General features: G+C 38.3%; 34 protein-coding genes. 13 read left to right on the forward strand and 21 right to left on the reverse strand.

Translation table 11 applies throughout. The features are described 5' to 3' along the window. Positions 1-98 precede the first annotated feature (98 nt). The gene (purB, locus tag PSF86_RS03975) at positions 99-1,442 is read right to left on the reverse strand and encodes an adenylosuccinate lyase (RefSeq protein WP_277898748.1); all 1,344 of its coding nucleotides are present in this window, start codon (positions 1,440-1,442) and stop codon (positions 99-101) included. A 110-nt stretch (positions 1,443-1,552) separates the two neighbouring features. Next, positions 1,553-2,107: a hypothetical protein gene (locus PSF86_RS03980; protein WP_277898749.1), complete on the reverse strand. Its 555-nt coding sequence runs from the start codon at positions 2,105-2,107 to the stop codon at positions 1,553-1,555. A gap of 74 nt (positions 2,108-2,181) precedes the next feature. Between PSF86_RS03980 and PSF86_RS03985 the strand changes: the two genes are divergently transcribed. Continuing rightward, positions 2,182-2,655, forward strand: a complete 474-nt coding sequence (locus PSF86_RS03985) for a heme-binding domain-containing protein (RefSeq protein ID WP_277898750.1) — start codon at positions 2,182-2,184, stop codon at positions 2,653-2,655. Here PSF86_RS03985 and PSF86_RS03990 read toward each other — a convergent pair. Genes PSF86_RS03990 through PSF86_RS04015 form a run of 6 tightly spaced genes read right to left on the reverse strand, consistent with a single transcriptional unit; the run spans position 2,624 to position 5,510 of the window. Next, complete coding sequence (locus PSF86_RS03990) at positions 2,624-3,310, reverse strand: SIR2 family NAD-dependent protein deacylase (protein WP_277898751.1); 687 nt, start codon at positions 3,308-3,310, stop codon at positions 2,624-2,626. The genes PSF86_RS03985 and PSF86_RS03990 overlap by 32 nt on opposite strands. A gap of 52 nt (positions 3,311-3,362) precedes the next feature. Further along, positions 3,363-3,944 (reverse strand): YdeI/OmpD-associated family protein, encoded by a 582-nt coding sequence (locus PSF86_RS03995; RefSeq protein ID WP_277898752.1) that lies wholly within the window; start codon positions 3,942-3,944, stop codon positions 3,363-3,365. A 4-nt stretch (positions 3,945-3,948) separates the two neighbouring features. Next, the gene (locus tag PSF86_RS04000; RefSeq protein ID WP_277898753.1) at positions 3,949-4,314 is read right to left on the reverse strand and encodes an iron chaperone; all 366 of its coding nucleotides are present in this window, start codon (positions 4,312-4,314) and stop codon (positions 3,949-3,951) included. Continuing rightward, the gene (locus tag PSF86_RS04005; protein ID WP_277898754.1) at positions 4,311-4,706 is read right to left on the reverse strand and encodes a DoxX family protein; all 396 of its coding nucleotides are present in this window, start codon (positions 4,704-4,706) and stop codon (positions 4,311-4,313) included. Before PSF86_RS04005 ends, PSF86_RS04000 begins: the two co-directional genes overlap by 4 nt. 7 nt (positions 4,707-4,713) lie before the next feature. Further along, positions 4,714-5,181: an SRPBCC family protein gene (locus tag PSF86_RS04010; RefSeq protein WP_277898755.1), complete on the reverse strand. Its 468-nt coding sequence runs from the start codon at positions 5,179-5,181 to the stop codon at positions 4,714-4,716. Continuing rightward, on the reverse strand, positions 5,181-5,510 hold the full coding sequence (locus PSF86_RS04015) for an ArsR/SmtB family transcription factor (RefSeq protein ID WP_277898756.1): 330 nt from the start codon (positions 5,508-5,510) through the stop codon (positions 5,181-5,183). The genes PSF86_RS04010 and PSF86_RS04015 overlap by 1 nt, the downstream gene beginning before the upstream one ends. Before the next feature lie 211 nt (positions 5,511-5,721). Here PSF86_RS04015 and PSF86_RS04020 point away from each other — a divergent pair, with 211 nt between their 5' ends. Continuing rightward, entirely contained in the window at positions 5,722-6,087 is a 366-nt protein-coding gene (locus PSF86_RS04020) for a hypothetical protein (protein WP_277898871.1), read from the forward strand. Between the two features lie 29 nt (positions 6,088-6,116). Here the strand turns inward: PSF86_RS04020 and PSF86_RS04025 are convergent, their stop codons facing one another. Beyond that, entirely contained in the window at positions 6,117-6,662 is a 546-nt protein-coding gene (locus PSF86_RS04025; protein ID WP_277898757.1) for an NAD(P)H-dependent oxidoreductase, read from the reverse strand. 100 nt (positions 6,663-6,762) lie between these two features. Between PSF86_RS04025 and PSF86_RS04030 the strand changes: the two genes are divergently transcribed. Then, the gene (locus PSF86_RS04030; RefSeq protein ID WP_277898758.1) at positions 6,763-7,134 is read left to right on the forward strand and encodes a winged helix-turn-helix transcriptional regulator; all 372 of its coding nucleotides are present in this window, start codon (positions 6,763-6,765) and stop codon (positions 7,132-7,134) included. A gap of 28 nt (positions 7,135-7,162) precedes the next feature. Here the strand turns inward: PSF86_RS04030 and PSF86_RS04035 are convergent, their stop codons facing one another. Next, the gene (locus tag PSF86_RS04035; RefSeq protein ID WP_277898759.1) at positions 7,163-8,026 is read right to left on the reverse strand and encodes a DUF5694 domain-containing protein; all 864 of its coding nucleotides are present in this window, start codon (positions 8,024-8,026) and stop codon (positions 7,163-7,165) included. A gap of 79 nt (positions 8,027-8,105) precedes the next feature. Continuing rightward, on the reverse strand, positions 8,106-9,692 hold the full coding sequence (lnt, locus tag PSF86_RS04040) for an apolipoprotein N-acyltransferase (protein WP_277898760.1): 1,587 nt from the start codon (positions 9,690-9,692) through the stop codon (positions 8,106-8,108). 151 nt (positions 9,693-9,843) lie between these two features. On the opposite strand from lnt, the gene PSF86_RS04045 reads away from it, so the two are divergent. Beyond that, positions 9,844-10,596: a CDP-alcohol phosphatidyltransferase family protein gene (locus PSF86_RS04045; RefSeq protein ID WP_277898761.1), complete on the forward strand. Its 753-nt coding sequence runs from the start codon at positions 9,844-9,846 to the stop codon at positions 10,594-10,596. A 38-nt stretch (positions 10,597-10,634) separates the two neighbouring features. Here PSF86_RS04045 and PSF86_RS04050 read toward each other — a convergent pair whose 3' ends face one another. From PSF86_RS04050 to PSF86_RS04075, 6 genes are all read right to left on the reverse strand, one after another. Beyond that, positions 10,635-11,135 carry an META domain-containing protein gene (locus PSF86_RS04050; protein ID WP_277898762.1) on the reverse strand — a complete coding sequence of 167 codons (501 nt, stop codon included), beginning with the start codon at positions 11,133-11,135 and terminating at the stop codon, positions 10,635-10,637. Between the two features lie 16 nt (positions 11,136-11,151). Beyond that, positions 11,152-11,604, reverse strand: coding sequence for an MBOAT family O-acyltransferase (locus PSF86_RS04055; protein WP_277898763.1), 453 nt, complete (start codon positions 11,602-11,604; stop codon positions 11,152-11,154). Between the two features lie 79 nt (positions 11,605-11,683). Beyond that, on the reverse strand, positions 11,684-12,430 hold the full coding sequence (gene lptB, locus PSF86_RS04060; protein WP_277898764.1) for an LPS export ABC transporter ATP-binding protein: 747 nt from the start codon (positions 12,428-12,430) through the stop codon (positions 11,684-11,686). 91 nt (positions 12,431-12,521) lie between these two features. Next, complete coding sequence (locus PSF86_RS04065) at positions 12,522-12,872, reverse strand: carboxymuconolactone decarboxylase family protein (protein WP_277898765.1); 351 nt, start codon at positions 12,870-12,872, stop codon at positions 12,522-12,524. 91 nt (positions 12,873-12,963) lie between these two features. Continuing rightward, positions 12,964-13,806, reverse strand: a complete 843-nt coding sequence (gene tatC, locus PSF86_RS04070; RefSeq protein WP_277898766.1) for a twin-arginine translocase subunit TatC — start codon at positions 13,804-13,806, stop codon at positions 12,964-12,966. Continuing rightward, the gene (locus PSF86_RS04075) at positions 13,806-14,771 is read right to left on the reverse strand and encodes a KpsF/GutQ family sugar-phosphate isomerase (RefSeq protein WP_277898767.1); all 966 of its coding nucleotides are present in this window, start codon (positions 14,769-14,771) and stop codon (positions 13,806-13,808) included. The genes tatC and PSF86_RS04075 overlap by 1 nt, the downstream gene beginning before the upstream one ends. A gap of 86 nt (positions 14,772-14,857) precedes the next feature. Here PSF86_RS04075 and recQ point away from each other — a divergent pair, with 86 nt between their 5' ends. Then, complete coding sequence (gene recQ, locus PSF86_RS04080; protein WP_277898768.1) at positions 14,858-17,059, forward strand: DNA helicase RecQ; 2,202 nt, start codon at positions 14,858-14,860, stop codon at positions 17,057-17,059. Positions 17,060-17,064: 5 nt separating this feature from the next. Here the strand turns inward: recQ and PSF86_RS04085 are convergent, their stop codons facing one another. Genes PSF86_RS04085 through PSF86_RS04095 form a run of 3 tightly spaced genes read right to left on the reverse strand, consistent with a single transcriptional unit; the run spans position 17,065 to position 19,076 of the window. Further along, positions 17,065-17,460, reverse strand: coding sequence for a gamma-glutamylcyclotransferase family protein (locus PSF86_RS04085; RefSeq protein ID WP_277898769.1), 396 nt, complete (start codon positions 17,458-17,460; stop codon positions 17,065-17,067). Positions 17,461-17,470: 10 nt separating this feature from the next. Continuing rightward, on the reverse strand, positions 17,471-17,971 hold the full coding sequence (locus PSF86_RS04090; protein ID WP_277898770.1) for a GNAT family N-acetyltransferase: 501 nt from the start codon (positions 17,969-17,971) through the stop codon (positions 17,471-17,473). A 37-nt stretch (positions 17,972-18,008) separates the two neighbouring features. Then, positions 18,009-19,076 carry a S66 peptidase family protein gene (locus tag PSF86_RS04095; RefSeq protein WP_277898771.1) on the reverse strand — a complete coding sequence of 356 codons (1,068 nt, stop codon included), beginning with the start codon at positions 19,074-19,076 and terminating at the stop codon, positions 18,009-18,011. Positions 19,077-19,238: 162 nt separating this feature from the next. Here PSF86_RS04095 and PSF86_RS04100 point away from each other — a divergent pair, with 162 nt between their 5' ends. The 8 genes from PSF86_RS04100 (at position 19,239) to PSF86_RS04135 (ending at position 24,856) form a co-directional block, all read left to right on the forward strand. Beyond that, positions 19,239-19,418, forward strand: coding sequence for a hypothetical protein (locus tag PSF86_RS04100; RefSeq protein WP_277898772.1), 180 nt, complete (start codon positions 19,239-19,241; stop codon positions 19,416-19,418). Between the two features lie 14 nt (positions 19,419-19,432). Beyond that, a complete protein-coding gene (locus tag PSF86_RS04105) occupies positions 19,433-20,758 on the forward strand; it encodes a 2TM domain-containing protein (RefSeq protein WP_277898773.1) in 1,326 nt (441 codons plus the stop codon). A gap of 14 nt (positions 20,759-20,772) precedes the next feature. Beyond that, positions 20,773-21,084, forward strand: a complete 312-nt coding sequence (locus PSF86_RS04110) for a 2TM domain-containing protein (RefSeq protein ID WP_277898774.1) — start codon at positions 20,773-20,775, stop codon at positions 21,082-21,084. Positions 21,085-21,096: 12 nt separating this feature from the next. After that, positions 21,097-21,414, forward strand: coding sequence for a 2TM domain-containing protein (locus tag PSF86_RS04115; RefSeq protein WP_277898775.1), 318 nt, complete (start codon positions 21,097-21,099; stop codon positions 21,412-21,414). A gap of 12 nt (positions 21,415-21,426) precedes the next feature. Beyond that, positions 21,427-22,182: a LytR/AlgR family response regulator transcription factor gene (locus tag PSF86_RS04120; RefSeq protein ID WP_277898776.1), complete on the forward strand. Its 756-nt coding sequence runs from the start codon at positions 21,427-21,429 to the stop codon at positions 22,180-22,182. A 185-nt stretch (positions 22,183-22,367) separates the two neighbouring features. Next, complete coding sequence (locus PSF86_RS04125; RefSeq protein ID WP_277898777.1) at positions 22,368-22,553, forward strand: hypothetical protein; 186 nt, start codon at positions 22,368-22,370, stop codon at positions 22,551-22,553. Positions 22,554-22,583: 30 nt separating this feature from the next. Continuing rightward, the gene (locus tag PSF86_RS04130) at positions 22,584-23,510 is read left to right on the forward strand and encodes an alpha/beta fold hydrolase (protein WP_277898778.1); all 927 of its coding nucleotides are present in this window, start codon (positions 22,584-22,586) and stop codon (positions 23,508-23,510) included. 782 nt (positions 23,511-24,292) lie between these two features. Next, the gene (locus tag PSF86_RS04135) at positions 24,293-24,856 is read left to right on the forward strand and encodes a PQLLE family protein (protein WP_277898779.1); all 564 of its coding nucleotides are present in this window, start codon (positions 24,293-24,295) and stop codon (positions 24,854-24,856) included. 66 nt (positions 24,857-24,922) lie between these two features. Here the strand turns inward: PSF86_RS04135 and PSF86_RS04140 are convergent, their stop codons facing one another. Beyond that, positions 24,923-26,119 carry an LETM1-related biofilm-associated protein gene (locus PSF86_RS04140; protein WP_277898780.1) on the reverse strand — a complete coding sequence of 399 codons (1,197 nt, stop codon included), beginning with the start codon at positions 26,117-26,119 and terminating at the stop codon, positions 24,923-24,925. Between the last annotated feature and the right edge of the window lie 340 nt (positions 26,120-26,459).

A 26,459-nucleotide genomic window follows, 5' to 3' on the forward strand; every position in this document is an offset into this window, starting at 1 on the left:
AAAATGTAAAAAGTAATTTGTTATTGTCAAACTGAACCCCAGAACGATACGATATGATCGGGCAGGGCTCAGTTTGACATTTTAAGTTTTTAATACTTTTATATCCCGGTATAATTTGAAGGGGTAATTACTTTTAATTCGGCTTTTATATCCTCAGAAATATCAAGGGTATCAATAAAATTGGCAATAGATTCTTTATTTATTTTTTCATTGGTACGCGTAAGCCCTTTTAATGCTTCGTACGGGTTGGGATAGGCTTCCCTTCTTAAAACGGTTTGAATGGCTTCTGCAACAACGGCCCAATTTTTTTCTAAATCTTCTTCAAACTTTTCTGCGTTCAGTAATAGTTTGTTCAATCCTTTTAAGGTAGATTGGAAAGCAATAAGTGTATGGCCAAAAGGAACGCCAACATTTCTTAAAACAGTACTGTCGGTAAGGTCGCGTTGCAATCTAGAAATAGGTAATTTGGCAGACAAATGCTCGAAAATGGCATTGGCAATACCGAGGTTCCCTTCAGAATTTTCAAAATCGATGGGGTTTACCTTGTGCGGCATTGCCGAAGATCCTACTTCGCCTTTTTTAATTTTTTGTTTAAAGTAATCCATGGAAATATAAGTCCACATATCCCTGTTAAAGTCTATTAAAATGGTATTAATACGCTTTAATGCATCAAACAACGAAGCCATATGGTCGTAATGCTCGATTTGCGTTGTAGGGAAGGAATGCCTAAGTTGTAGGGCTTCCTCAACAAATTCGGTTCCAAAAGCCTTCCAGTTAATGTTTGGGTAAGCTACTTTATGGGCATTGTAGTTCCCGGTAGCACCACCAAATTTTGCCGCGATCGGGATATTTTTAAGGCCGTTAAATTGCTCGTTCAAACGGACAATAAATACTTTTATTTCTTTTCCCAAACGGGTTGGGGAAGCAGGCTGGCCATGTGTACGGGCCAACATGGGCACATTTTTCCAGTCTTCTGCCAATGCGTTCAACTTGGTAACGATTTCTTCATATACGGGTAGGTACACCTGTTCTAATGCTTCTTTTATAGAAAGGGGAATAGCCGTATTGTTGATATCTTGAGATGTGAGCCCAAAATGGATAAACTCTTTGTATTGTTGTATTTTTAAAGTATCGAATTTTTCTTTTATAAAATATTCAACAGCTTTAACGTCGTGGTTTGTGGTTTTTTCTATTTCTTTTATGGCCAAGGCATCTGCTGCTGAAAAATCCTGATAAATTGCTTTCAGATTGGAAAACAAAGCGGTATCAAACCCTTTTAGTTGAGGAACCGGAACCTTGCACAAAGCAATAAAATATTCAATTTCTATCCGAACGCGATATTTTATAAGTGCTTCTTCTGAAAAATAATCGGCGAGTTTTTCGGTTTTGTTTCGATACCTTCCATCAATAGGCGAAACGGCGTTTAATGGCGTTAATTGCATGTCTATATTTTAAGAAAGGGCAAATTTAACCTTCTCTTTTAAAAGCATCAACTATTTTAAGGAAAAGTTATTGAGATGGCTAATTTTCAGTCGAAAATGATAAAAAATGTTCAAATTTTTTTCAAAATATGCCTTGCCCGTGCCTTGTATGCCGCGGAGTGGTGTGCAAAACCTTGTTCCAGCGTATGCTTTAGCTCGGGATAGATCCAATGGTACTTTTTGCCCAGTAAAAATAAACAGTGCATGGCATAGGCTTTGGTGGCCACTTTTACATTAGAAATTAACCAATCGAAATTAATTTCGGCAAGTTTTTCCAAATGGGCATCATTTAATTGGGATAATGTTTTTGGGTCTTTTTTTATAAAATATGACTCGCACAATAATTCGCAAACCTTTGCTAATGGACGGATGGAGGAATCGTTTTTAAGGGAGGGCAATTTTATTAAAAAGAAATCCAAATGAGGAAATAGCCATGTTAACTTACCTTTACATACCAATTCTGTAACCCAACATGCTTTATGCGAGTAATTTTCTTCATTGGAAAAACAATGTTCCAGCAATTCAGGAAAATAGGCTTCATGAGTTAAAATAAAGTTGGCCAAAGCTTGCCTGTTTTCCCGATAACCGCTTACATATGAAAGTTTCTCTGTTAAAATCGTATTCAATTTTTATTTTCCTTAATTTAGAAGATTAAAAGTAAAAATATTTTAGCGTTAAAATTCAATAAACAACTAAGCTAATGAGAATAATAAGAAAAATAATATTTCTGCTATTTGTTGTACTGATAATTATGCAATTTTTTCCACCTGCCGAGAATAAATCGGACACGACGCCGCCGACAGATTTAATTTTGGCAACCAGCCCGCCAAAAGAAGTCGAGGCCATTATTACAAATGCCTGTTACGATTGTCATTCTAACAATACCCGTTATCCGTGGTATGCAAACATCGAACCTGTTTCGTATTGGATGGCGGCCCATATTGAAGAAGGGCGCGAGCATTTGGACTTTTCGCAATGGGAGCTGTATGCCAACAAGAAAAAAGCGCACAAGCTGGACGAAATGATCGAGGCGGTTACCGAAGGTTGGATGCCGTTAAAATCGTATACCTGGATACACAACGATGCAAAACTTACAGATGAACAGGCAAAAACCATTGCAGAATGGGCAAAAATGCTAAAGCTTACATACGAGACAACCGACCAACCGCAATAGGAACGCCAACAGTGGCTTTTTCGGCTATAATTTCCAGGCCGGGAATGGCATTTTCTGAAATGGAAGGTTTTGGGTCGATAAAAAAGAGCGGAGCATTTGGCTTTTTATAATCAACCAGTCCGGCCGCCGGGTACACTTGCATGGAGGTACCAATAACCATAATGATATCTGCTGTTTTAACTTCTTCAATGGCAACTTCTATCATCGGGACGGCTTCTCCAAACCATACAATATGCGGGCGCAATTGCTGCTGATGTTCGCAAAAATCTCCAATATTGATATCGTTAATCCAATCGTACACCAAATCTTTGTCAAAAGTGCTCCTGGCCTTTAAAAGTTCTCCGTGTAAATGAATTACACGAGCGCTTCCGGCTCTTTCATGAAGATCGTCTACATTTTGGGTTACAATGGAAACATTGTAATTTTTTTCAAGTTCGGCAAGGGCTAGATGCGCTTTGTTGGGCTTTACCGTTTTTAGTTGCCTGCGGCGTTCATTGTAAAAATTCAATACCAATTCCATATTGTTGTGCCAGCCTTGCGGCGATGCCACTTCCATGACGTCGTGTCCTTCCCAGAGCCCATTGGCGTCCCTAAACGTATTTATGCCACTCTCGGCACTCATTCCGGCCCCGGTTAGTACAACTATTTTTTTCATATAAATGTGTTTGTAACTTGTTGGTTAATTGCTGTGAAGTACAAAAATATCTTTAATGATCGTTTAAACCCTTCCCTTCATGTATTTTAGGAGTGTATTTTTCTATTCTTGAGTAGCGTGTTTTAGATTGTTTTGCTGAAGAAAAATAAAGCAAATAGCCTCTTTGGCGACCCGGGGTTAATGCCTTGAAGGCTTTTTTTAAGGAAGGGTCTTCATCTAAGGCCTGTTGAAACTCTTTTGGTATTTCATACTCGGAAGTTTTCTTGAGATCGACTTTTAAACCGGCTTTTTCAACTTCAATGGCTTCAAAAATATAGCTTTTTATAATGCTTTTCATTTTTTGCACTTCCTCGGCATTTGTAAAACGTATCTGGCGTGCCGTCTGGACATTTTTGGTTTGCTGAACCAGAATATTATCAGTGTCGTTCAATAAAGAGCCTTTAAAAAAAAGAAGCGCACAATATTCTTTAAACCCATGTATTAAAACAATGTTGTCTTCTTTGTACATATAGCACGGATGTTTCCATTTTATGGTTTCGGTCAACCCGCAATCAAGGCAAACGGCCCTTAAATGTTTGAATGCCGCATGCCATTTATCGGCGTTACTGAAAAAAGAATCGACTTTAGGGTTCATATATTTATTTTTTTGACTGTTTATTGATTTCTGCCTGCGATTTGAGAAGCTTTTTTATGATGGTTGTTGGGACTTTTTGATTGAATTTAATTTGAATCGTTTTTTTTCCGGTTTTATAGCCCTGTTCCTTAAGTATCTTATGGTCTTCTTCCGTAAGCGTGTCAATACCAAAAGTTACATGTTGCTTAAAGATATTAAATCCTGCCAGAATACCATAATATTTATAAATAGGAACATTCCAACTTATAACTTCTTCGGCTTCGGGAACGGTAGTCTTTATTGTTTCCCGGAGCGTTTCCATAATTCCATGGCCGTCTTTGTCTGCATGGGCAATATAGGCATCAACGTCCTTTGGCTTTGAAACGCTCATGCTGCTTCGGGCTGTTTATTGGTAATTACTTTTCTACTGGCGGGCCGCAAATACCAAGAAAGTACGGTAAGTACCAGCAACAATATAGGGCCAAAAAGTATTGACGGGTTATCTCCATTGGCCACATGAGAAATTATAGCCCCCGACATGGCAAAGAAAAATCCTGCATATGCCCATTCTTTAAGTAAGGGCGATTTGGGTATTAAAACGGCAATAACACCCAACAATTTCCAAATGCCAAGTATGGAAAGCAAATAGATGGGATAGCCCAGGTTGTTCATGCTCTGTACTTCTTCTTCGGTTTTTAATAATTGTACAATTCCCGTAGACACCATTCCAAGAGCAAGCCAGATGTTGGTAATCCAATAGATGATTTTAGCTGTTTTGGTCATAATAATGTTATTTTAATTTGTTAACGATTTCTTGTAGCCGGTTATGGGCCATATTGATGCCTTGAGCAAAAGGCATTTTTAGCAATTGGTCCCTATATGCCACCGATTTAAATATAATGTGCATGGTAAGCTTGCTGGTTTCATCAGTTAGTTTTTCAAATTCTAGAAACTCCAACTGTGTGGTAAACGGCGAATTTTCCATTTCAAAAGTCCGCGTAATGTTTTTGTTCACATTAAAATCGTGTATGGTGCCATTGGCACGAAATACTACTGTTCCTTGTTCGTCGGTGGTTTCAAACTGCCAGCTCCCATGTTTTTTGTTTTCCAGCTTCAAAACATTTGTTCCCATCCATTGTGCAACAATTTTTGGGTCTTCATAGGCTTTAAAAAGCAATTCCAACGGCAAGTCGAATTCCCTTGTAATAACAATTTCCTGTTTATTGTCTTCAGCATGCACTTTCGTTTTTGGCTCCATTATTCTTTGTTTTTTGTTGGATAATTTTTCATGATTTCTTCTAGTTTGTTAAACCGATCGTCCCATAATTTTCTAAAAGGCTCTATAAAATCGGCTATTTCTTTTATTTTTTGAGGATTTAAATGATAATAAATTTCCCTACCATTTTGTTTTTGTTTAAGTATTTGGCATTCGGTCAGGATTTGAATATGTTTTGAAACAGTTTGTCTGGATGAGTCAAAGTTCCCTGCAATTGCAGTGGGTGTCATGGCATGTACGGCCACTAACGATATTATGGCCCTCCTTGTGGGGTCGGCAATTGCTTGAAAAACATCCCTTCTTAATTCCATTTACGCAGTTATTTGACTGCAAATATATATGCAGTTATTTAACTGCGCAATTTTTTTAATACAAAATTTTCATATTACTGTGTTTTCTAAAAAGAATTATAAAGCGATATTCGTTTGATTTTGTTATTTTTAGGCAACCAAATTACTATTGATGCACCATGATCCATAAAGTTTTATTTGGTATTTTATTTGAAGTTCAAAATTTTATGAAATGAAAAAACTGTTTTTTACACTTATCGGGATAGGGGTTCTTGCCATTGTAGGTTATTCTATTTTTCAAAATAAAACGGAATGGTCTTCCACAGAGACATTGGAAGGTTACGACAAGGAAGCTGCGGCCAAAGAAACCCCTGTTGAAACGTTTAAAAATACCAATACACAGCAATCTGCCCCGGCAAATGGGTTAAACCCGGCACACGGGCAGCCAGGCCATAGATGCGATATAGCGGTTGGCGCCCCATTGACATCTCCGCAAGGAGGCGCTATGCTTAATACTTCGGCTACATTGAACCCTGCGCACGGGCAACCCGGACACCGATGTGACGTGGCCGTGGGTGCACCATTACCCAATAGCTAATGACTTTGGTTATGTGTTTTTATGCCTGTTTATTTTAGGCTTGCCAAACGTGTTATTAATCTTTTTGCGTGTTCTTTTGCGGTATCCCTTATTTCTTCTTCAGTATAACCATCGGCCAAAGAAGTCCTGTAGCCATATATGGGCTCTATATAGTTCATCTGTGAAAAAAGGGCCGTTTGTTCCAGATTTTTGCAAAATTCATGTACTCGGAAATGATGTTTCTCCAAAACGTTATATTCTTTTTCCTTGCCACCAACGGTAAAACTTGGCAAAAAGTTTTTTCCTTTTAATTTATCGCCTTTGGATCCAAAGGCAAATTGATGTTGAAATACGGCATCGAACCACTGTTTTAAAATGGCTGGCATGTTGTACCAATAAAATGGATACTGAAATACAATTGTTTTGTGCTTCAACAGTTCTTTTTGTTCTGTTCCTGCATCAATATGATAATTGGGATAAAGTTTTGCTATGTCCCGTATTTCGATTGCCAAATCACTTTTTTGTAATTCTTCTATAATTGTTTTGTTTGCAAATGATTTTTTAAAAGTGGGATGCGCTAGAATAATTAATGCCATACTGTTTATTTTATACTATAATAATTATAGTTACAAAATTAATTTTAGTAATATTGTTGTGCAATAACTATCGGTTTAGATAGGTTTAAATTCAGTTATTATGAAAGATGAATGCATAGGCGAATATGTTAAATTTAAAGGAAAGGTTTATCCTTGTACCGTTAGTTTAACAATGGATTTGGTAGGAGGGAAGTGGAAGGCTGTAATTTTATATCATTTAAGCGATACCAAAAAAAGATTCAGTGAGCTCTGTAGGGAAATGCCGTCTATTACAGAAATGACATTAAGCCTTCAACTGAAACAATTGGAAAAAGACGGACTGATTTCAAGAAAGGTTTACGGTAAAAAGCCCCCGGTAAGGGTAGAATATAGCCTTACGGCGTTTGGCAAATCGTTTATACCTGTCTTAGATTCCATTACCAATTGGGGCAATAATGTAATAAAAGAAAAGGGCGAGTTTGTAAAAGAATAAAAATAGGGCATGGATTAGCCTGAATTTTTTAATCTAAATATTCTGAAGCCTCGATAATTTTATAATTTGGGTTATCCTCAAGTAAATCTTTTAATACACCAATATGTAGCTGCCCCATGATTAATAATATTCGGTTTGTATTATGAGCTAGTTGAGTATTTAAAATATTTGAGTAAATCTTTAAATTTCTATTATAAAATAGCGTAATGTATTCTGCCCCGATATACTTTTCATCAATATTTCCAATATCTACAGTATTGGTGCCTTTTTCTGAAAATTTACCGTCCATAACATAAGCCGGGAGGTTAAAAATTATGTTGTGCGAAAGCTTGACGTACTTTGGCAGATTCATGGTTTTTATGTAGTCGTAGATTGATAGACTGTCTTGTTGAACGCTTTTTTTCATTGGCCGGGCTGCATTTATAAGCGTACCCATTCCTTTTTTAAACAGTTCTATATTTTTTCCAGAATTCAATAATGATTGGGAAGTTGATTCATAATGGTCTATTCCATACACGCTTTTTAGGTTCAGCATTTTTGCCAATCTAAATCCTACTTGATAAGTTTCGGAAGTTCCATATTCTATATTGGAGAGCTGAAGCTTGTTTTCAAGATAAGAAGTATAAAGGCTGTCTACTACAGCCTGTTCACTGGGTTCTTTCTCGACCATTATCATATTTGGAGAAAAACGTTTTAGCTTTTCAGTTAACTTAACAATCTCCTTTTGCTTTTTAGGGCTAAAAATATTGGAAGATGGCGTGCCATTGTCTATCTGACTTAAATGGTCAAATCCAACTAAAAGGATTTCTGTTTTTTGGTTACCTTGGGCCGATATGTAAACTACGCTAAAAATTGTTAAGAATAGGCATAGGGTAATTTTTTTGGTGGTCATTTAATATTGTATTATGTTGTGATTTTATGTTAGTTATGATTGATTAAGGGCTAAGATACATTAAAAAACAAAATAATCTTTATGTCTTTTTTCTGGCAATGGCAAAGAGGAATATTAACCCTGCTACCAGTACACCGCTACGGGCTATATAGTCGCCGTATTTTACATAAAAAGTTTGTTTGTTGTTAATGGTAATGGTTCCCGAAAGTGTCCCTTTTGCTTCGTAAGCTAAGGTTTTGGTAATTTCGCCTTTTTCGTTAATAAATGCAGAAATACCCGTGTTGGCACTTCTGGCAATGCTTTTACGGGTTTCTATAGCCCTTAGGCGTGCATAACTGAGGTGTTGTTTGTGCCCCTGTGTATTGCTCCACCAGGCGTCGTTGGTAATAATTGTCAGGAAATTGGCGCCTTTTTTAACATATCCGGTAACAAACTCGCCATAAATAGATTCGTAACAAATAATAGGAGCCGCCTTAAGCGTTTCATCTGTAGCAGTAAAAACACCTCGGTCTTTTTGTGTAGCGCGCATGGCCACTGTTCCGCCCAAGTCGAGCATAACGTCTCCCAAAAGGGGCTCTAAAATGTTTTTAAAAGGAAAGTTTTCGACTCCTACAACTAATTTTGATTTAATATATTTTTGGTCAGAACCTTGCTTGTCTATCTGCACGGCCGCATTGTAAAAGTCGAACCAATCTCCACGCTGAAATAGGTTGGCGGTAACGGTAGGTTTTTCTTTTTGATTGTATCTTCTAAAAAAGTCAACGCCGGTAATAAATTGCAAATGTGGATATTTATTTACAAATTGCTGTATAATGTGTTCCTCCTGCCGATTTCCAAACTGATCAATGGGCGTGGGGTTAGACAATGCAGTTTCGGGGGCAATTACATAATCTGTATCTTTAGAAACATCCTGTTGCGCCAATTCAACCAATGCCGTTGCCATTTGTGGATTTGAAATATCATATTTTTCAGAATACGGGTCGATATTTGGCTGGAGCAGGGTTATTTTAGCTTCCTGGGCCCCTTCTTCATAATTATTCAGCAGAAATAAAGAAAGAATAATAGGAATGGCAATTAGTAAAACATTTCGGGCAATTCCTTTTGTAAGAACACTTCGTTCTTTTGTTTTTTTATAATGAACAATGGTTTTAAAAACACCAATGTTAATAATCCAGATCCATAATGCACCGCCAAAAACGCCTGTATATTCGTACCATTGGATCCAGGTGGTATATTCAGAAAAAACATTGCCAAGATTAAGCCAAGGCCAGGAAAAATCCCAGTTTAGATGAAATTTCTCAAAGGCCATCCACATGGCGGGAAGGAAAATTAAATGTATTTTGGAGGGCAGGCGTCTGGCAACAAAATGGTACAGCGAAAAAATAATGGTCATTAATAAAGAATTCACCAACAAAGCAAAGAACATCCCGAAAGGAGTAGAATACCAAATCCACCAAGTGGTTATGGAATTCCAAACTAAAAAAGAAATATATGCCAGCAAAAATACTTTGGCGCCCCTTCTCTTGTAATTGGATTCGCGAATATTCTTTTCTGCCAATAGCAGAGGTACAAAGCCAACAAAAGCGAGTAGGGGAACCCCATAGGTTGGCCATGCCAAGGCTAATAATAATCCGGATAGAATAGCGAGTAGATAAGAATTTTTCATGAACGGTATTTATAACGCTAATATCTTAATAAAATTTGATAGTGCCATAGACGGAAAATGAAGAATGTACTGCTTTTCTTTGAAATTTTGAATAAACGGGCATTTAGAAGCAATTTTAAAGTAGTAATTTTACATAAGAAAACGAAAAATTATGAAGAAGTATATTCCAAACGGATTAACGTTATTAAATCTTCTATGCGGTGTTATCGCAGTGGTTATGGCGGTGCAAGGTAACTTGATTTTTGCGGCTTATTTTGTTTTTGCAGGAATCTTTTTTGATTTTTTCGACGGCCTCGCCGCAAGGCTTTTAAAGGTACAAAGCGACTTAGGGATACAATTGGACTCTTTGGCCGACATGGTTACCAGTGGGGTCGTGCCCGGTATAGTAATGTTTCAGTTGTTTTACATGAGCATGGGCAGTTATACATGGGGGGAAGAAGGAAATGAAATAGGAAATTTAAATATGGATATTTCATTATTGGCCATTTTTGGCTTTCTAATCACTTTGGGTTCGGCTTACCGTTTGGCAAAATTCAACATAGACGAAAATCAGGTGAGTTCTTTTATAGGCTTGCCTACGCCTGCCAATGCGTTGTTGATTCTTTCTTTTCCGTTAATGTTGCATTTTCAGCCCGGTGCTTTCGATGCGTTAATTTTAAACAAATGGTTTTTAATCGGCACCACGATTTTAAGTACTTATATGCTTAATGCGCCCATTGCCCTGTTTGCTTTAAAGTTTAAAACCTGGGCATTTAAGGAAAATAGCATTCGCTATGTATTCCTTGCATTGAGCCTCGTTTTATTGTTAACCTTGCATTATGCGGCAATTCCGCTTATTATTATTTTGTATGTACTGTTTTCTGTTGCGACCAATTTTCAACAAAAAAACAAGGCTTTCAAATAAACATTCAAAAGCCTTGGGTAATTTTATGAAATTATTTTTTATTCTTCTGATAGTTTAAATTCGGCTAGCGGAGCCATTCTTGCCTTGGTTATTGTAAGGGTACCATCTTTTATAATATAAGTGTCAGATTTTTGCAGCACATCCATAAACTGTTGTTCAACTTCCATGTTCATGCATGCTTTCATGGTACTTGCCAACTTTCTCAATTTAAACCTGTTGCCTTCCAATAGGGTGTAGGTCCCACCAAAGCTGTTGCAGCCAGAGTTTCCGCCAACCCTGTTTTCTTCGGTAGCAAAGGTTATAAAAACATTGGAGGCACTTTTGTCCAGTTCAGCTACGGGTTTTCCCATCAATTTTGTAAGTTTCCATATTTTATCTGTCAGTGCATTTTCTTCAGTAGAAGTTTTTCCTTCAGTTGTTTTCACTGTTTCGCTTTCAATATTTTCTTCTGAAGTATTTTCTTTTCCCGATTTTTGGTTACATGCAACCATTGTCATGGCCAGGATCATGATGCTTACTTTCGCGAATGTATGTTTCATAGTTTTAATTTTATGTTTAATTATAAATAAGCGCAATGATATATTTCTTGATATATATTGTTATTAAAAAACAAATGCCTATAATGGCCAAATTTGCCAAGGCACGGATAATCCATTTTTGCTCCGAATAATTATGATTCAAAAATTTGGTGGTTAAAACGGCCAGTCCCATTAACAAGAACCATAAGGTAAAGAACAAAGAGATTTTTTCATGAAAAAGCATGGAAACGGCATCGTGTATAAAACCACAAAAGACAAAGGTAAATATTAATGAAATTGTGGCTGGAAATATTTTTTTTAAGGGTTTGAATACAAATTTTCCCAGGTAATACCCAAAAATTGGGTTCCAATAATTCCAGAAACCGGAAAAGTTTTTAGCGCCTAATGAGCGGTATAGGTTGTTCCTTAATGATTTTGAACTTCCAATAGGTACCCCGTTCCTTTTCTTGATATATCCGGTCAAAGTCATTTAAATAAATCTCTTTTTTTGATTGGGCAGGACAAATTACCTATTTATATGGATTGTTCTTCTTTTTTTAGGCGAATTTTTATGAATGAAAATCTAATTTTTTCTTTCTCAATTCAAAGTTTTGCCCTAGATAAACCTTTCTTACCATTTCGTCGGCCGCCAGTTCTTCGGGCTCCCCGGCTTTTAAGATGCTACCTTCAAACATTAAATAAGAGCGTTCTGTAATGGCGAGGGTTTCCTGCACGTTGTGGTCGGTAATCAAGATGCCTATGTTTTTATTTTTAAGCTGAGCCACAATGCGTTGAATGTCTTCCACGGCAACGGGGTCTACTCCGGCAAATGGCTCGTCCAAGAGAATAAAACTCGGGTCGGTGGCAAGGGCACGGGCAATTTCGGTCCGCCTTCGTTCCCCACCAGACAATAAATCGCCCCTGTTTTTACGTATATGGCCCAAACTGAATTCGTCAATCAGGGCTTCCATTTTCATTTGTTGTTCTTTTTTGGAAAGCTTGGTTAGTTGAAGAACGCTCATGATATTGTCTTCAATGCTCAATTTCCTAAAAACAGACGCTTCCTGTGCGAGATAGCCAATTCCGTTTTGGGCACGCTTATACATGGGGTAGTTGGTAATTTCCTGGCTGTCCAGGAAAATTTTACCTCCATTGGGTTTAATCAGGCCAACAATCATATAGAAAGAGGTTGTTTTTCCGGCACCGTTTGGCCCCAATAAACCTACAATTTCCCCACGGTTAACTTCCAGGGAAATTCCTTTTACTACTTTTCGCCCCTTGTAGGACTTCATGATGTTTTCGGCTCTTAACTTCATACAATTGTGTGTTCAGGTGTGTTTGTGTTCAAACATCGTACCGTTCAAAAATAGGGATTTTGAATTTAACCAGCTTTAATTTAATATAGGTTTAGGATTCTTTGTTTTCCAGCGCATCCCAAAATTCGTATGCTTTTCTAAGGTGAGGGATTACAATGGTACCGCCAACAAGTGTGGCAATGCCCAATGCCTCGACCACTTCTTCCTTGGTAAGGCCTTCTTTATGGCTAGTTTCCAAATGGTATTTAATGCAATCGTCGCAACGTAAAACGGCCGAAGCTACTAAGCCTAAAAGTTCCTTGGTTTTTACGTCCAGTGCACCGGACATATATGCGTTGGTATCCAGATTAAAAATACGCTTTATCAACTTATTGTTGTCTTCCAGTATGCGGTCGTTCATTTTAGAACGGTATGCATTGAATTCATCAACTATATCTGCCATTTTGTATGTTTTTATATAATTATAAACTATTGCATTACGGGCATTGTTATGTTGCCTTCAAGCCTTCTTCGCCAAAACTGCTAAACACGACTTATTTATTTTTCATCTTTTTCAATTTACGGTCCTCTCTTTTAAGAACTATTTTTGAAATGTAAATGCTAACTTCATACAAAATAATAATAGGTATGGACACCACAATTTGACTGGCGACATCCGGAGGTGTTATAACTGCTGATAGAATAAGCACAATTACAATGGCTATTTTACGGTATTTTCTTAAAAATTCGGGAGTAACCAAACCAATTTTGGTCAGGAAATACATCAGGATGGGTAACTCAAATATAAGTCCGCACGCAATAACCGATGCCCGTATGGTTGAAATATAGGAAGACAGGTCGATGTCGTTAAAAACTTCTTCGCTGACATGGTAATTGGCTAGAAAATTTATTGAAAGCGGGGAGATAACATAGTACCCAAACAATACACCTGTAAAAAACAAAAAGGAGGCCACCATGATAAACCCGCGGGAGTTTTTCCGTTCATTGTCATATAATCCCGGGCTTATAAAGCGCCATAATTCCCATAAAATATAAGGGAAGCCAATAATAAAGCCTGCCCAGATGGAAGTCCAGATATGTGCCGAAAACTGTCCGGCCATCTGTCTACTTTGTATTCTAAATTGTGGCCCTTGGCAAAAAGAATCGTCCATGCCAAAATACCTTGAAATGTTACAAAAGAACTCGTAGGTAGGGAAATCTGCTTTTTTGGGGCCAAAGAGAATGGTGTCGAATATAAAATCCTTGGCAATAAAGGCAACAATACCAATAATAATTACGCCCAGTGTGGCCCTTATTAAGTGCCATCTTAATTCTTCAAGGTGATCTAGAAAAGACATTTCTTGCTCCTCTTTACCTGTACCAATTTTTTTTGTCATTATATAATACCTTCTTTAATTAAATCATGAATATGGATTACTCCAAAATAATAGCCGTTTTTTTCTACCAAAAGCTGCGAAATGCCATATTGGTCCATTACGTCCAGCGCATCGACTGCCAAAATATCACAACTGACAGTCTTTGGGTTTACTGACATAATGTCTTTAGCTTTTAATCCGTTTATATGCTCATATTTTCTTAGCATTCTACGAATATCACCATCTGTAACGATACCCACAATTTTATTTTTATTTACAACTGCCGTTACGCCCATTAATTTTTCTGAAATTTCAACAATAACATCTCTAACATCTGCATCCTCAGAAACTTGTGGTTTCAGGTTCATGGTTGCAATGTCCTTTACGCGCAGGTAAAGTTTTTTCCCCAGCGCACCACCGGGATGGTATTTTGCAAAATCTTCGCTGCTAAAGCCTTTTAGTTTTAACAAGCAAATAGCCATGGCGTCTCCAATAACCAATTGGGCGGTAGTACTAGTAGTTGGCGCAAGGTTGAGCGGGCATGCTTCTTTGTCTACATGCGCATTCACAACAAAATCGGCTTGTTGGCCCAAAAAGGAATTTTTATTGGAAGTAATGGCGATAAGCTTGTTGGGGCCTTCTTTTATAAAGGGGACAAGGACTTTTATCTCGGCCGTATTCCCGCTTTTGGAAATGCAGATAACCACATCGTCCTTAAGGATGGTCCCAAGGTCTCCGTGAATTGCATCGGCGGCGTGCATAAAAACTGCCGGAGTGCCAGTCGAATTAAAAGTTGCAACAATTTTCGTTGCTATAATAGCGCTTTTTCCTACGCCAGTTATAATAACTCTCCCATTAGATTTGTATATATACTCAACAGCATCAGCAAATTCTTCATCTATAAAAGAGGCAAGGTTTTTGATGGCATTGCTTTCTGTATCTATAGCCTCGATAGCATTGGCTATGATGGCACTTTTAGTATTCAAATTTTAATTTTTTTAGAATTTGTTATAACTAAAGATTAATAGTATCTTTAGTAGTGCAAATGTATATAAAATAGTAAAACGAAAGGATGAGTTCAGCTGAAATTGACTTACAGGCAGCGCTTAAACAGTATTTTGGATTTAGTCAGTTTAAAGGTTTACAAGAAAAGGTCATAAAAAATATTGTTAATGACCATAATACGTTTGTTATAATGCCTACAGGCGGAGGGAAGTCCCTTTGCTACCAATTACCTGCGCTGGTTAAAGATGGCACGGCCATCGTTATTTCCCCCTTGATAGCTTTAATGAAAAATCAGGTAGATGCCATTCGGGGGATTTCCTCCAACAAGGGTATTGCCCATGTTTTAAACTCTTCGTTAAACAAAACCGAAGTCCGTCAAGTAAAAGAGGATATTACCAACGGGATTACCAAATTGCTTTATGTGGCTCCCGAATCTTTGACAAAAGAAGAATATATAGACTTCTTGAGGACTGTTAAAATATCGTTTGTAGCAGTAGACGAAGCACATTGTATTTCAGAATGGGGGCATGATTTTAGGCCCGAATACAGGAACATACGTACCATTATTCAGCGTTTGGGCAACGATATTCCCATTATAGCCTTAACGGCAACGGCAACTCCAAAAGTGCAGGAAGATATCCTGAAAAATTTAGGAGTAAATAGTGCCGAAGTTTATAAAGCGTCGTTCAACAGGCCAAATTTATATTATGAAGTGAGGCCGAAAACCAAAAATGTAGATGCCGATATCATCCGTTTTGTAAAACAGAACGAAGGAAAATCCGGGATTATATATTGCCTCAGCAGGAAACGTGTTGAAGAACTTGCACAAACACTCCAGGTTAATGGTATCAAGGCGGTTCCTTACCATGCCGGGCTCGATGCAAAAACACGTGCCAAACATCAGGATATGTTTTTAATGGAAGATGTAGATGTAGTGGTTGCTACCATTGCATTTGGTATGGGGATAGATAAACCCGACGTCCGGTTTGTAATACACCACGATATTCCCAAAAGCATAGAAAGTTATTACCAGGAAACAGGTCGCGCTGGCCGTGACGGGGGCGAAGGCCATTGTTTGGCATTCTACTCTTATAAAGACATAGAAAAACTAGAGAAGTTTATGAGCGGCAAGCCCGTTGCCGAACAGGAAATTGGCCATGCCCTGCTTCAAGATATGGTTGCCTATGCCGAGACCTCGATGTCCAGAAGAAAATACATTCTTCATTATTTTGGAGAGGAATTCGACGATGTCAATGGGGAAGGAGCCGATATGGATGATAACATCAGGCACCCCAAGAAAAAGCACGAAGCAAAAGAAGATGTTGTTAAATTGCTGAAAGTTATAAAAGGTACTAAAGAAAAATACAAGGCAAAAGAAATTGTAAACACCCTTGTCGGGAAAGTGAATGCCTTGATAAAATCCCACAAAACAGATGAGCGTCCGTTTTTTGGTACGGGAAAAGACCACGACCCAGCTTATTGGATGGCCTTGATACGTCAAGTATTGGTTACCGGGATGCTCCACAAGGAAATAGAACAATATGGTGTTTTGCACGTAACAGATAGAGGGGAGGCATTTTTGAAGCAACCGGAATCCTTTATGATGACCGAAGACCATACCTATGAAGATGCCAATGACGACACCATTGTGACCGCTGGAAAAAGCGGTGGCGCCGTAGCCGACGAGCAATTGCTTAAAATGCTAAAAGACCTTAGAAAACAAGAAGCCAAAAAGCAAGAAGTTCCACCATTTGTGATATTTCAGGACCCTTCGCTGGAAGACATGGCTTTAAAATACCCAATTTCAATAGACGAGCTCATTAATATCCACGGAGTTGGGGAAGGAAAAGCTAGAAAATTCGGGAAACCATTCGTTGCCTTTGTAAAAAAATATGTTGAAGAAAACGACATTATAAGGCCAGACGATATGGTAGTTAAATCTACCGGGGCAAATTCTGCCTTGAAACTCTACGTAATCCAAAATATAGACAGAAAGCTTCCATTAGACGATATTGCCGCTTCCAAGGGTATATCCATGGACGACTTGATTAAGGAAATGGAACAGATTGTGTATATGGGCACTAAATTGAACGTAGATTACTGGATAGATGAAATCCTTGATGAAGACCAGCAGGAAGAATTGCACGATTATTTTATTGAAGCCGAAGATGATAAAATTTCATTGGCCATGGAAGAATTCGATGGCGATTATGAAGACGATGAAATACGTTTGTATAGGATTAAATTTATAAGCGACGTGGCTAATTAATAAAATTATTTTTTTGATAAAAATTCTAAATAATCACCATTTTCGATAAGTGTAAAAGTATCGACAGCTATTTTTAAATGATATACCAGAGCTTTGATTTTTGTGTTGTTTACTAAAATTATGGCTTCCCTTTTTTCGTAATAATCAAATTCCGGGTCGTTAATGCCTTCGTAAGTATCTAAAGAATCCATGATGCTTTTTACGTTTTTCTCGACGTAATAGACTTCACCTTTAATTTTTAAATCGGCCGAAGCATCAAAAACGGCACCGGGAAAAGCACCCAAGTCGTATAGCCTGCCAGATGCCTGGCCTTTTCCAATATATGTTGCGTTTGTATGTAAATTTTGGGCAAATGTATTATAAAATCCACGCATTAAAGTGCCGTATACAAATACATGCATGTTGTTATTGTTAGTTGGAGAGTTTATAATAACGGTCAATACAATTGTCCTGTTCGTTGTAGATTTCTTTTATAAACCGAAAGGTAGAGTCCAGTATCCGTACCGATGTAAGATTGTTTTTGTCCACATACGCTACAATTTCCTTTATCTTTTTTTCTTCAAAGGCATATTTTATCAGTCCGTTGGTAACTTCCTTTCCAAAGCCTTGTTTCCAATACTCCTTTAATAAGCGGTAACCAATCTCACATTCTTCTTTTTCGTTTTTAACCAGTGCAATGGTACCAATAAAGCTGTTGCTATCTTTAATGGTAATGGCCCAAACCCAAAAATCGTTCTTCGGGTTTTTATAAAAGTTTAGAATGTTTTCCAGGTCTTTTTTATTTTCTTCAAGGCTAAAGATTTTCCCTCCAATATAGCGCATCACTGTTTGGTCGTTCTGCATTTTATGAAACAGATCGAGGTCTTTCATGGTGAGCTCCCTAATGGTTAATCTATTTGTTTGGAATATCATACATATAAAGGTATGATAAAAAACCTAATACTGGAAACTATGAAGCCACACTATTTTCCAATAATTGCAAATTGAAATTTTTAGTGTCCAAAGTAGCTTCTATCCCTACGGGGATGGTTAAATGTTTTTTAATATGTCCAATGGAGAATCCGTAAATGGAAGGAATATTTAAGGGCTTAATGCGGTCCAGGATAACTTCCCGTAGGCTAAAAGAAACCCGTTTGGGCTCGTTGCACCCTTTAAAAACGCCCAACACGATCCCGCGTGCATTTTTAAAGGTTTTGGAGTCGAGCAATTGGGTTAACATTCTGTCAATCCGGTACGGGTCTTCGTCTATGTCTTCAATAAAAACAATTTTATCGGTATAATCTATATCAAACTCGGTTCCCGTCATGGCCGATAGCAGCGAGAGGTTCCCGCCCACCAGTTTACCGGTGGCTTTTCCAGAGTTTATTACATATTGCTCAAAGGTTGCGTCGTCTGCAACGGTCTGGCTGGAATAGGTTTCGGGCGTTAAGGCAATGCTGTTGTTGGCATGGCAAATAATATCTTCCAGATGAGACCTGTTAAACTCATTGTCCAGGGTGGTGCCTACCGGCCCGTGAAAGGTTACCAGTCCGGTTTGTTGGTATATGGCATTTACCAGTGCGGTAATATCGCTAAAGCCTACCAATACTTTTGGATTTTGACGGATATGCTCAAAATTTATCTGGTTAAGTATGCGGGTACAGCCATATCCGCCCCTGGCGCAAACAATGCCATCAATGTCCGGGTTTAAAAACATTTCATGTAAGTCTGCCACCCTGGCTTCGTCGGTATTGCTTAAATAACCAAAATTACCTTCTATCCGTGGGGTATGGTACGGAACAAAACCCATGGTTTTTACATTGGTAATGGCATTTTGCAGGGCGTCGCTGGACAGGGCGTATCCGGGGGCTATTAAACCAACCGTATCTCCTTTCTTTAACTTCTTTGGAAGGATAATGGTATCTTCTTGCGCTTTTTGCAGGGTTTCCGGTATTTGTTGGGAAATAGCAGTTCCCATGGGAACTGCTGTAAGGGCAGAAACTTGTACCCCCCGGGCGATAAATTTTCTTCTATTCATTGTAAAAACTAATTAGCAGCTTTTCAAAACTACTTAATTTTTTTGGCTTCGTCACGGGTTTTTACAATTCATCCCGTAAAAGTAACAGCTCGGTAATTCATTTTTTATAAATAGAGGGCTATTTATCAATTTTGAACTGTATTAATCAAACAACCAAATAAAATGATACGACTTCTTTATTACATGTTGCTTTTGCTCTTTAACTTGTTGGGGGGCAAACTTCAGCAAAAAGAAAAACCGATGGCCGTTCAAAAGGAAAAGATAACATCGGTAAGCAGGGCAGTATGTATTTCAGAAAAAATAAAAAAAGAGAAACTTTCATTAACTTTAAATTCATTTTAACAAACCGTAGGGGTATGAACATTATTAAAGAAATAGCAAGGGGATTTTCGTTGGGGGTATTGATTTTTCTCATTATAGGGATTATCAATTATTTAAACGGTACTCCTGTTGAATTCGACCACACTTTTATAACCAGCTTTCTGTACAACCAGCTTTACACCATTGTTTTGTATACCGCCAACACAATTTTGATAAAGCTTTTGTTCAAGAGGTACGGGAAAGAGCTGTATACGCTCAAAAACATTTGGATTTTTTTAGTGGGCTCGGGCGTGGTAACCTTTATCTGCCTTTTCTTTATTAACCTTTTTATAAAAACGGTCATCGGGGGAACATCGGTTGCGACGTTTATTTCAAACGAAGAAATTTCGGATTACATACAGCCTTTGGTCATATCGTTTATCATTGCGGTACTGTTCTCGGCCTTTTTTTACTACCGGAAAAGGCAAGAATCTAAGGTAAAGGAGCAAAAAGTAATTGCTGGAAGGGCCACGGCACAGTTTGATGCCTTAAAGAACCAACTGGACCCCCATTTTTTGTTCAATAGTTTAAATGTACTTACAAGTTTGATCGACGAGAACCCGGATGCCGCCCAAAAATTTACCACCGCCCTCTCCAAAGTATACAGGTATGTACTGGAACAAAAGAACAAAGAGCTGGTAACGGTGGCCGAGGAGATAAGTTTCTCCAATACCTACATGAGCTTGCTTAAAATGCGGTTTGAAGACAGTATTATCTTTAATGTTTCTGAAGGATTACTGGAGAACGAGGCCAAAGTAGTGCCCCTATCCTTGCAGTTATTGCTCGAAAACGCCGTAAAGCACAATCAGGTAAACCCTAAAAAGCCATTGCAGATCAATATATACCAAGACCACGGTTATTTGGTAATAAGCAACCGGTTGCAACCTAAAGAAGTAGTTAAAAAAAGCAGCGGCGTTGGCCTGTTCAACATTAAACAGCGCTACAACTTGCTAACAACCAGAAAAGTACTTATAGAACAGGATACAGAACAATTTAGTGTAAAAATACCTATGTTAACCAAACAAATTTCAACAATGACAATACAAGAAGATTACATACGGGACAAGCGTTACAAGCGTGCCAAGGAGCGCGTAGACGCCATTAAGGGTTTTTATGGCAATTTAACCGCCTATATAATTGTAATACCCTGCCTTGCATGGCTTAACTACCAAACAACCAGTTTTCCATGGATTATATTTCCAACGCTGGGCTGGGGCTTCGGGATATTAATGCATGCAATGGAAGCCTATGGCTACAACCCATTGTGGGGCAAACGGTGGGAAGAAAGAAAAATCAAGGAACTAATGGAAAAAGATATTTAAAAGTAGAGACGGCCATGGAAAATACAGAAAAGCAAAATAAGTACCTGCGCGCAAAAGAACGTGTGGAGGCAATGAAAAAGTTTTACAACAACTTAACGTCCTATATTATTGTCAATATATTTTTATTTATAATAAATTATTGGACAAACGGTTTGTCTTACGCATGGTTTCTGTGGGTTACATGCTGGTGGGGCCTCGGGCTTCTTTTTCACGCAGCAAAGGTATTTGGTTGGAACCCTGCCTTTTCCAAAGAGTGGGAAGAACGAAAAATCAAGGAATTCATGGAAAAAGAGGAAGAAGATTACAAATCGTCCCGGTGGGAATAAAACAAATATGTCATGGAAGTATCTGAAAGCGAAAAATACAGAAAGGCCAAGAAAAAAGTAACCGAGCTAAAAAGCTTTTACTGGCATTTGGCAATATTTATTATTGTAAACAGCTACATATTTGTAAGCGTATACATAGATACCTCAAACAAAGGGGAGAGTTTTTGGCATTACACAACTTTTATAACCTTTTTTTTCTGGGGAATAGGGCTCTTGATACATGGGTGGCATGCACTGTGGAAAGATTACTTTTTTACCAGGGAGTGGGAACAAAAACAAATACAGCGTTATATAAAGAAAGACGTGCAGCAAGAAAAACGCTGGGAATAACAAACAATAACAATGAATGTAATTATTATAGAAGACGAGGCACCATCGGCAAGACGGTTGCGCAGAATGTTGGAGCAGCTGGGTGTTAACGTAGACCAGATACTGCACTCGGTAGAAGAGTCCGTTCAATGGTTTTCCAAAAACGGGCACCCGGAACTTATTTTTCTCGACATACAACTGTCCGATGGCCTTTCTTTCGAGATCTTCGAAACCATCAACATACAAAGCGCCGTTATATTTACCACTGCTTACGACGAGTATGCCCTACAGGCCTTCAAGCTTAACAGCATAGACTACCTGTTAAAGCCCATAGACCAGGAAGAACTAGAGAAGGCCGTGGTTAAATACAAACAATTTAAACCTTCGCAGCATGGGGCCCAGATAGATTTTAGCGATATCAGGAAATTACTGGTAAATCCGTTGGAACGCGACTATAAAAAGCGCTTTACCGTTAAGGTGGGCCAGCATATCAAGCTTGTGCCCATTAACGATGTGGTTTGTTTTTACAGCGAGAACAAAGGCACCTACCTGCATACCAACGAGAACCGTAGCTATTTGCTGGAGACAAGCTTGGACGCGTTACAGGAAGAGCTTCATCCCGAAAAGTTCTTTCGGGTAAGCCGTAAGTTTTTTATCAATGTAGATGCGGTGAAGGATATTATTAGTTATTCCAATGCGCGCCTACAGGTTAAGCTCCATCATTTTAACGAGCAGGAGATTATTGTAAGCCGAGAGCGCGTTAAAGACTTTAAGGACTGGTTGAGCTAGCATGGTTGCCCGCCGTTTGCACAACATACAGGGTTATATGGGCGTGCGCCCCCCTTTTACGTAGAACAGGCGGGGTTTTCTTTATAAAAAAGGTTCCCGTGGATCGATTTGTACAGGGGGATCATTAACTTTTTTGTAACTTTAACCGGAAAATCAATCAAAAACCAATCTAAAACATACTACAAATGCAAAAAACTGCAAACCGCACCCTTTATTTTATCATTATCGGTATCTTTTTTCTTTCCATCCCTTCCATAGCAGACAGGTTTGTACCCGTGTCCGATATTTTTCGGGGCCTTTTTATGGGTATCGGGGTAGGAATCCTGTTATTGGCACTTATATACAGGCGCAAGAAGACCATTGACCAATAATTTTCTTTACGTACAGTTATTTTTTATACCATGAAGCATACATTTTTTATCGCTATCGCATTTTTAGTGCTCATAGTTACGGCATTGCCTGCACAAAACGGCATTGATCCCGTTAAAGAGGCACAAAATTACATAACAACTACCAGTGGTGTACGGTTGTACGTAAAAAAAGCGGGCAAGGGCCCCGTTTGTATCTTTGTTCACGGCGGGCCCGGGGCCTGGAGCAAATCGTTTGAGGACCTTGGCGGGAACAAGCTCGAAGAGCAGCTCTCCATGATCTATTTAGACCAGCGTGGGTGCGGGCGATCGGGAAATCCGGCCGATAACGATTATTCGCTGGACAGCATGGTAGACGATATCGAGCAAGTAAGGCAAAACCTTGGCACCGAAAAGGTATATATCCTGTCGCACTCCTTTGGGGGCATCTTGGCGGTAAACTATGCAGCCAAATACCCGCAGCACGTTAAGGGGTTAATACTTGCAAACTCCACATTAAACCTTTTATATTCGGTAAACGGGCAAACCGATTATATAAATAGCCTTTTGGGTACCAATTTTACCGCATCGGGTCCAGAAGACGTGTTCCCCACCTTTATAGAAGCCACCAAACAGCTCAACGAAGAGGGATTGGGTTATAAAAGACTGTCCGACATAGAAGAAAACGTAAAAAAAGTAGACAGTGTAGACCTTACCAGTCCAAGTACCTACCAATTTGCTCAAAATGCATTGCGTATCGATGCTTATTTAAAAGATTATACCACCATTACGCCCAATATTTCCTGCCCTGTATTGATAATTACGGGAAAAAAGGACCATGCCATTGGGGTAGACCACTACAAGGCATTTAAATTTCCAAATCAAGAGGTAGTTAGCATAAACGGGGGCCATATTTTGTATTTTGAAAACAATAAAGCCTTTGTAGACGCCATTTTTTCGTTTGTGGACAAGACACAATAGAAATCCCGTCAATTTTTAGCAATATTTATTAGTAATTGACAAACAGTTGTTTCTTTTTTTCTGAAAAGGAATCAGACAGATGCTATGCTGTCTATTTTTTTTGAAAAAGATAGAACTCGGCTAAAAATGTGTGCAATAAAGTTGAAAAAAATGGATGTTGGGTGCAAAAACGTGTAATAAAGTTTAAAAAGATAAAAGAAAATTGAAAAAGATGGAAGGTAGATGCGTAGGTGTGGAAAAAAGCCAAATATAAAACCATAAACTCCTGCAAGGTCTTTTGTTTGACCTTGTAGGTCTACTTTCATCAATAAAGGTAAAAAAGATCTGAAAGGAATAGATGATGGGTGCCGCAATGTGTAAAAAAGCTGAATAGGGTAGCACATTTATTAAAATTGATATGGCATCATTTAAAACCGCTTTATAGGGTTTGAAAAGGGATGGCAATCTTCAAAAAAATAGTATCTAAATTCTTTTCCGTAGGGTATTTTACAATTTCTTCCTAGATACTTCATTTTTTGTTTAAAATTCTTCAAAAATCATCAAAATAAGAATTTTATTACGACTATACACCTAAAAATTGGTGTATATCAATACATTAATTTTAATGTATTTCGTGTTTTTTAAGAGAATTTATAATTTTTATTATAGATTATATTTTATGTTGTCCGCAGAATTTCAAAAATAGGATATTATGAAAGGAAAGAACACCCTTATGGGAAAATTGATGCAATACGGTATAGCATTGCAAAACGTAGAAAAATCAAACTACATAAAAAGAGGCCATGATGTTATCTGGTTACGACGAGAAGAAGATAAACGAAGGAAAAGTGCTGCTAAAAGGCACAGAAGATGCAACTAGGAACCAAACACGTAAAAGCATCGAGCTTTCTGCGGCTTCCAGCGAATTTAAACGCCTAAAAAAACAAGTTACCGAGTTTTATAAGGAGCAACGCGCCAAGGCCAAGATAGTTTTTGAAGAAGATGGCAACGCAATGGACGAGCTGGGGATAAACAGGCCGGTTCCTTCAAAATATGCACAGTGGCAAGATTCGGTAGCGCAGTTTTACGAAACTTTGTACACTTCTACGGCTTTGCAAAAAAAGATTGCCGGCATTGGCATCAAAAAAGAAGATATTATAAGCGCTATAGATTATGTAACGCTGTTAAAGAACAAATACATCGATTATATAGAAATAAAGGGTGTAAAAGAGGATGCTACCAAGGACCGCAACAAAATTTTTGACAAATTAAATCGGTGGATGCATAGTTTTTATGTTGTTGCCGAAATTCAGCTAAAAGAGCATCCGCAATTATTGGAATCGCTGGATAAAAGGGTAAAAAGTTAATAGTTAGCCTACATATGTGGCCCCGTGCACAATTTTGTGGCAGTGGGGCAAAAAATTGTGCCAAAGCTATTCTTCGTCTATACGGTTATCGTCAAAGGCAGAGGGAAGGAGCTTTGGTATCAATTTTATAAAAATAGGGAGCAATATGGCCCCGCCGGGCAGTGCAAAAATGGCCAAGGACGGAATGGATTTAAAAATGTCCAGCAATTGTTCCTTTATTTTCCTGCGTTCCTCGTCAGAGAGATCGGTAGTGGTAGATTTTCCCAGTAAATAGATAAGTTCCTTGCTTTCGGTAAGCTCTTTTACCAAGCGTTTGCTGTTTCTTTTTATCAATCGTTTTACCAACGTATGCGAATTGTCAAAAAACTGCATAATGGGGTGCGCGCTCTTAAAAAGCGATACGCGGTCTTTGTATTTTTCAAAAAAAATGCTCACATGGTTTATGGATTCTGTTACCATGTTGTCGTCGAGCCTTAAATCTTTGCCGGTGCCAAAGATAAATTCAGATTCCTTGTAATCTACCGAGTGATCTTCCCAAGCGGCCAGGCATACCATGTCTATAAAGTATTTTTTTTCGGGCAAAGAGAAATCACCTTTCAATTTATCCCGGTAGGTACCGTCAAATTGTTCGTCTTCTACATTGTTGTACAGCAACGATGCGTTAAAAAGCTTGAGCAGTTGGTTATCGTTCTCGGTTTTTTCCTGTTTGGCGTTAATGGCGTGGTATGCCAGGTTAATAAGGATACTTTCCATTTTTTTGGCATGCGGGCGTAGGTTTTTGTGTCCGTTTAGGTGTTTGGTGTACATCAAAACGTCTACATACAGGAGCGAATTGGTAAGTATTTTGCTAAAATTTTTGGTAAGCAGGTTATCGAGTATATGCACGCGGTTGTGCACGATTTTTTCCAATCTTGCACTTGGTTTCTTCCCCGTAAACAGATTGTCTATAAAAGAAATCTTTTCGGCCTCAAGGTCATCATAAAAAAGCAGGACATCGTTTAAAAAATCTGTAAAATTGCCGCCATCGGCGCAATAAAACTGGTAAGTGCCATGCAAAGCCGTGAGCAGGTTAACCTTTGCCATTTCATCTTCAGAGAGATCGTTGTTGGACTGTAAAATACCCGGAATATCCACATTGGCACCGTAAATAAAGCCAAGTTTTCTCATTTCTGTGTACAAAACCTCGGCAGAAGGATAAAGAATTTCCTTCTTTTTTACTATTGAGCCATATTTATCGATCCAGCCTTGCGCAGAAGGATTCATACTGATGAAAATTTATACTGCTAAAATACAATAGTTAATGTAAATACATAATTAAACCATAGGGATGTTTTTCTGTTTGGCATCCGTACAAAACCTATAAAAAACTTTACTTCCCGGCTTTTATTGTACAACATGCTGCCAAAAAACAGTAACGGGCCCGGCCATAGAAAATTTTTGTGCAAAAAAATAAAACCGACCTCCAACTTGTTACGTAAGTAGTACTGAAAGATAAGTTTTTTTGGTTAATAGCCCATTCGCTCCCGTACCAATGGGAGCAGTTGGGCTTTAATGCTCACTCGATGAGTTAAAATTTAGGTTTTTTGTTAGGTTTAAAAGCGCT

It is taken from the genome of Galbibacter pacificus (assembly GCF_029603165.1).
In the GTDB taxonomy this organism is placed as follows: Bacteria; Bacteroidota; Bacteroidia; order Flavobacteriales; family Flavobacteriaceae; genus Galbibacter; species Galbibacter pacificus.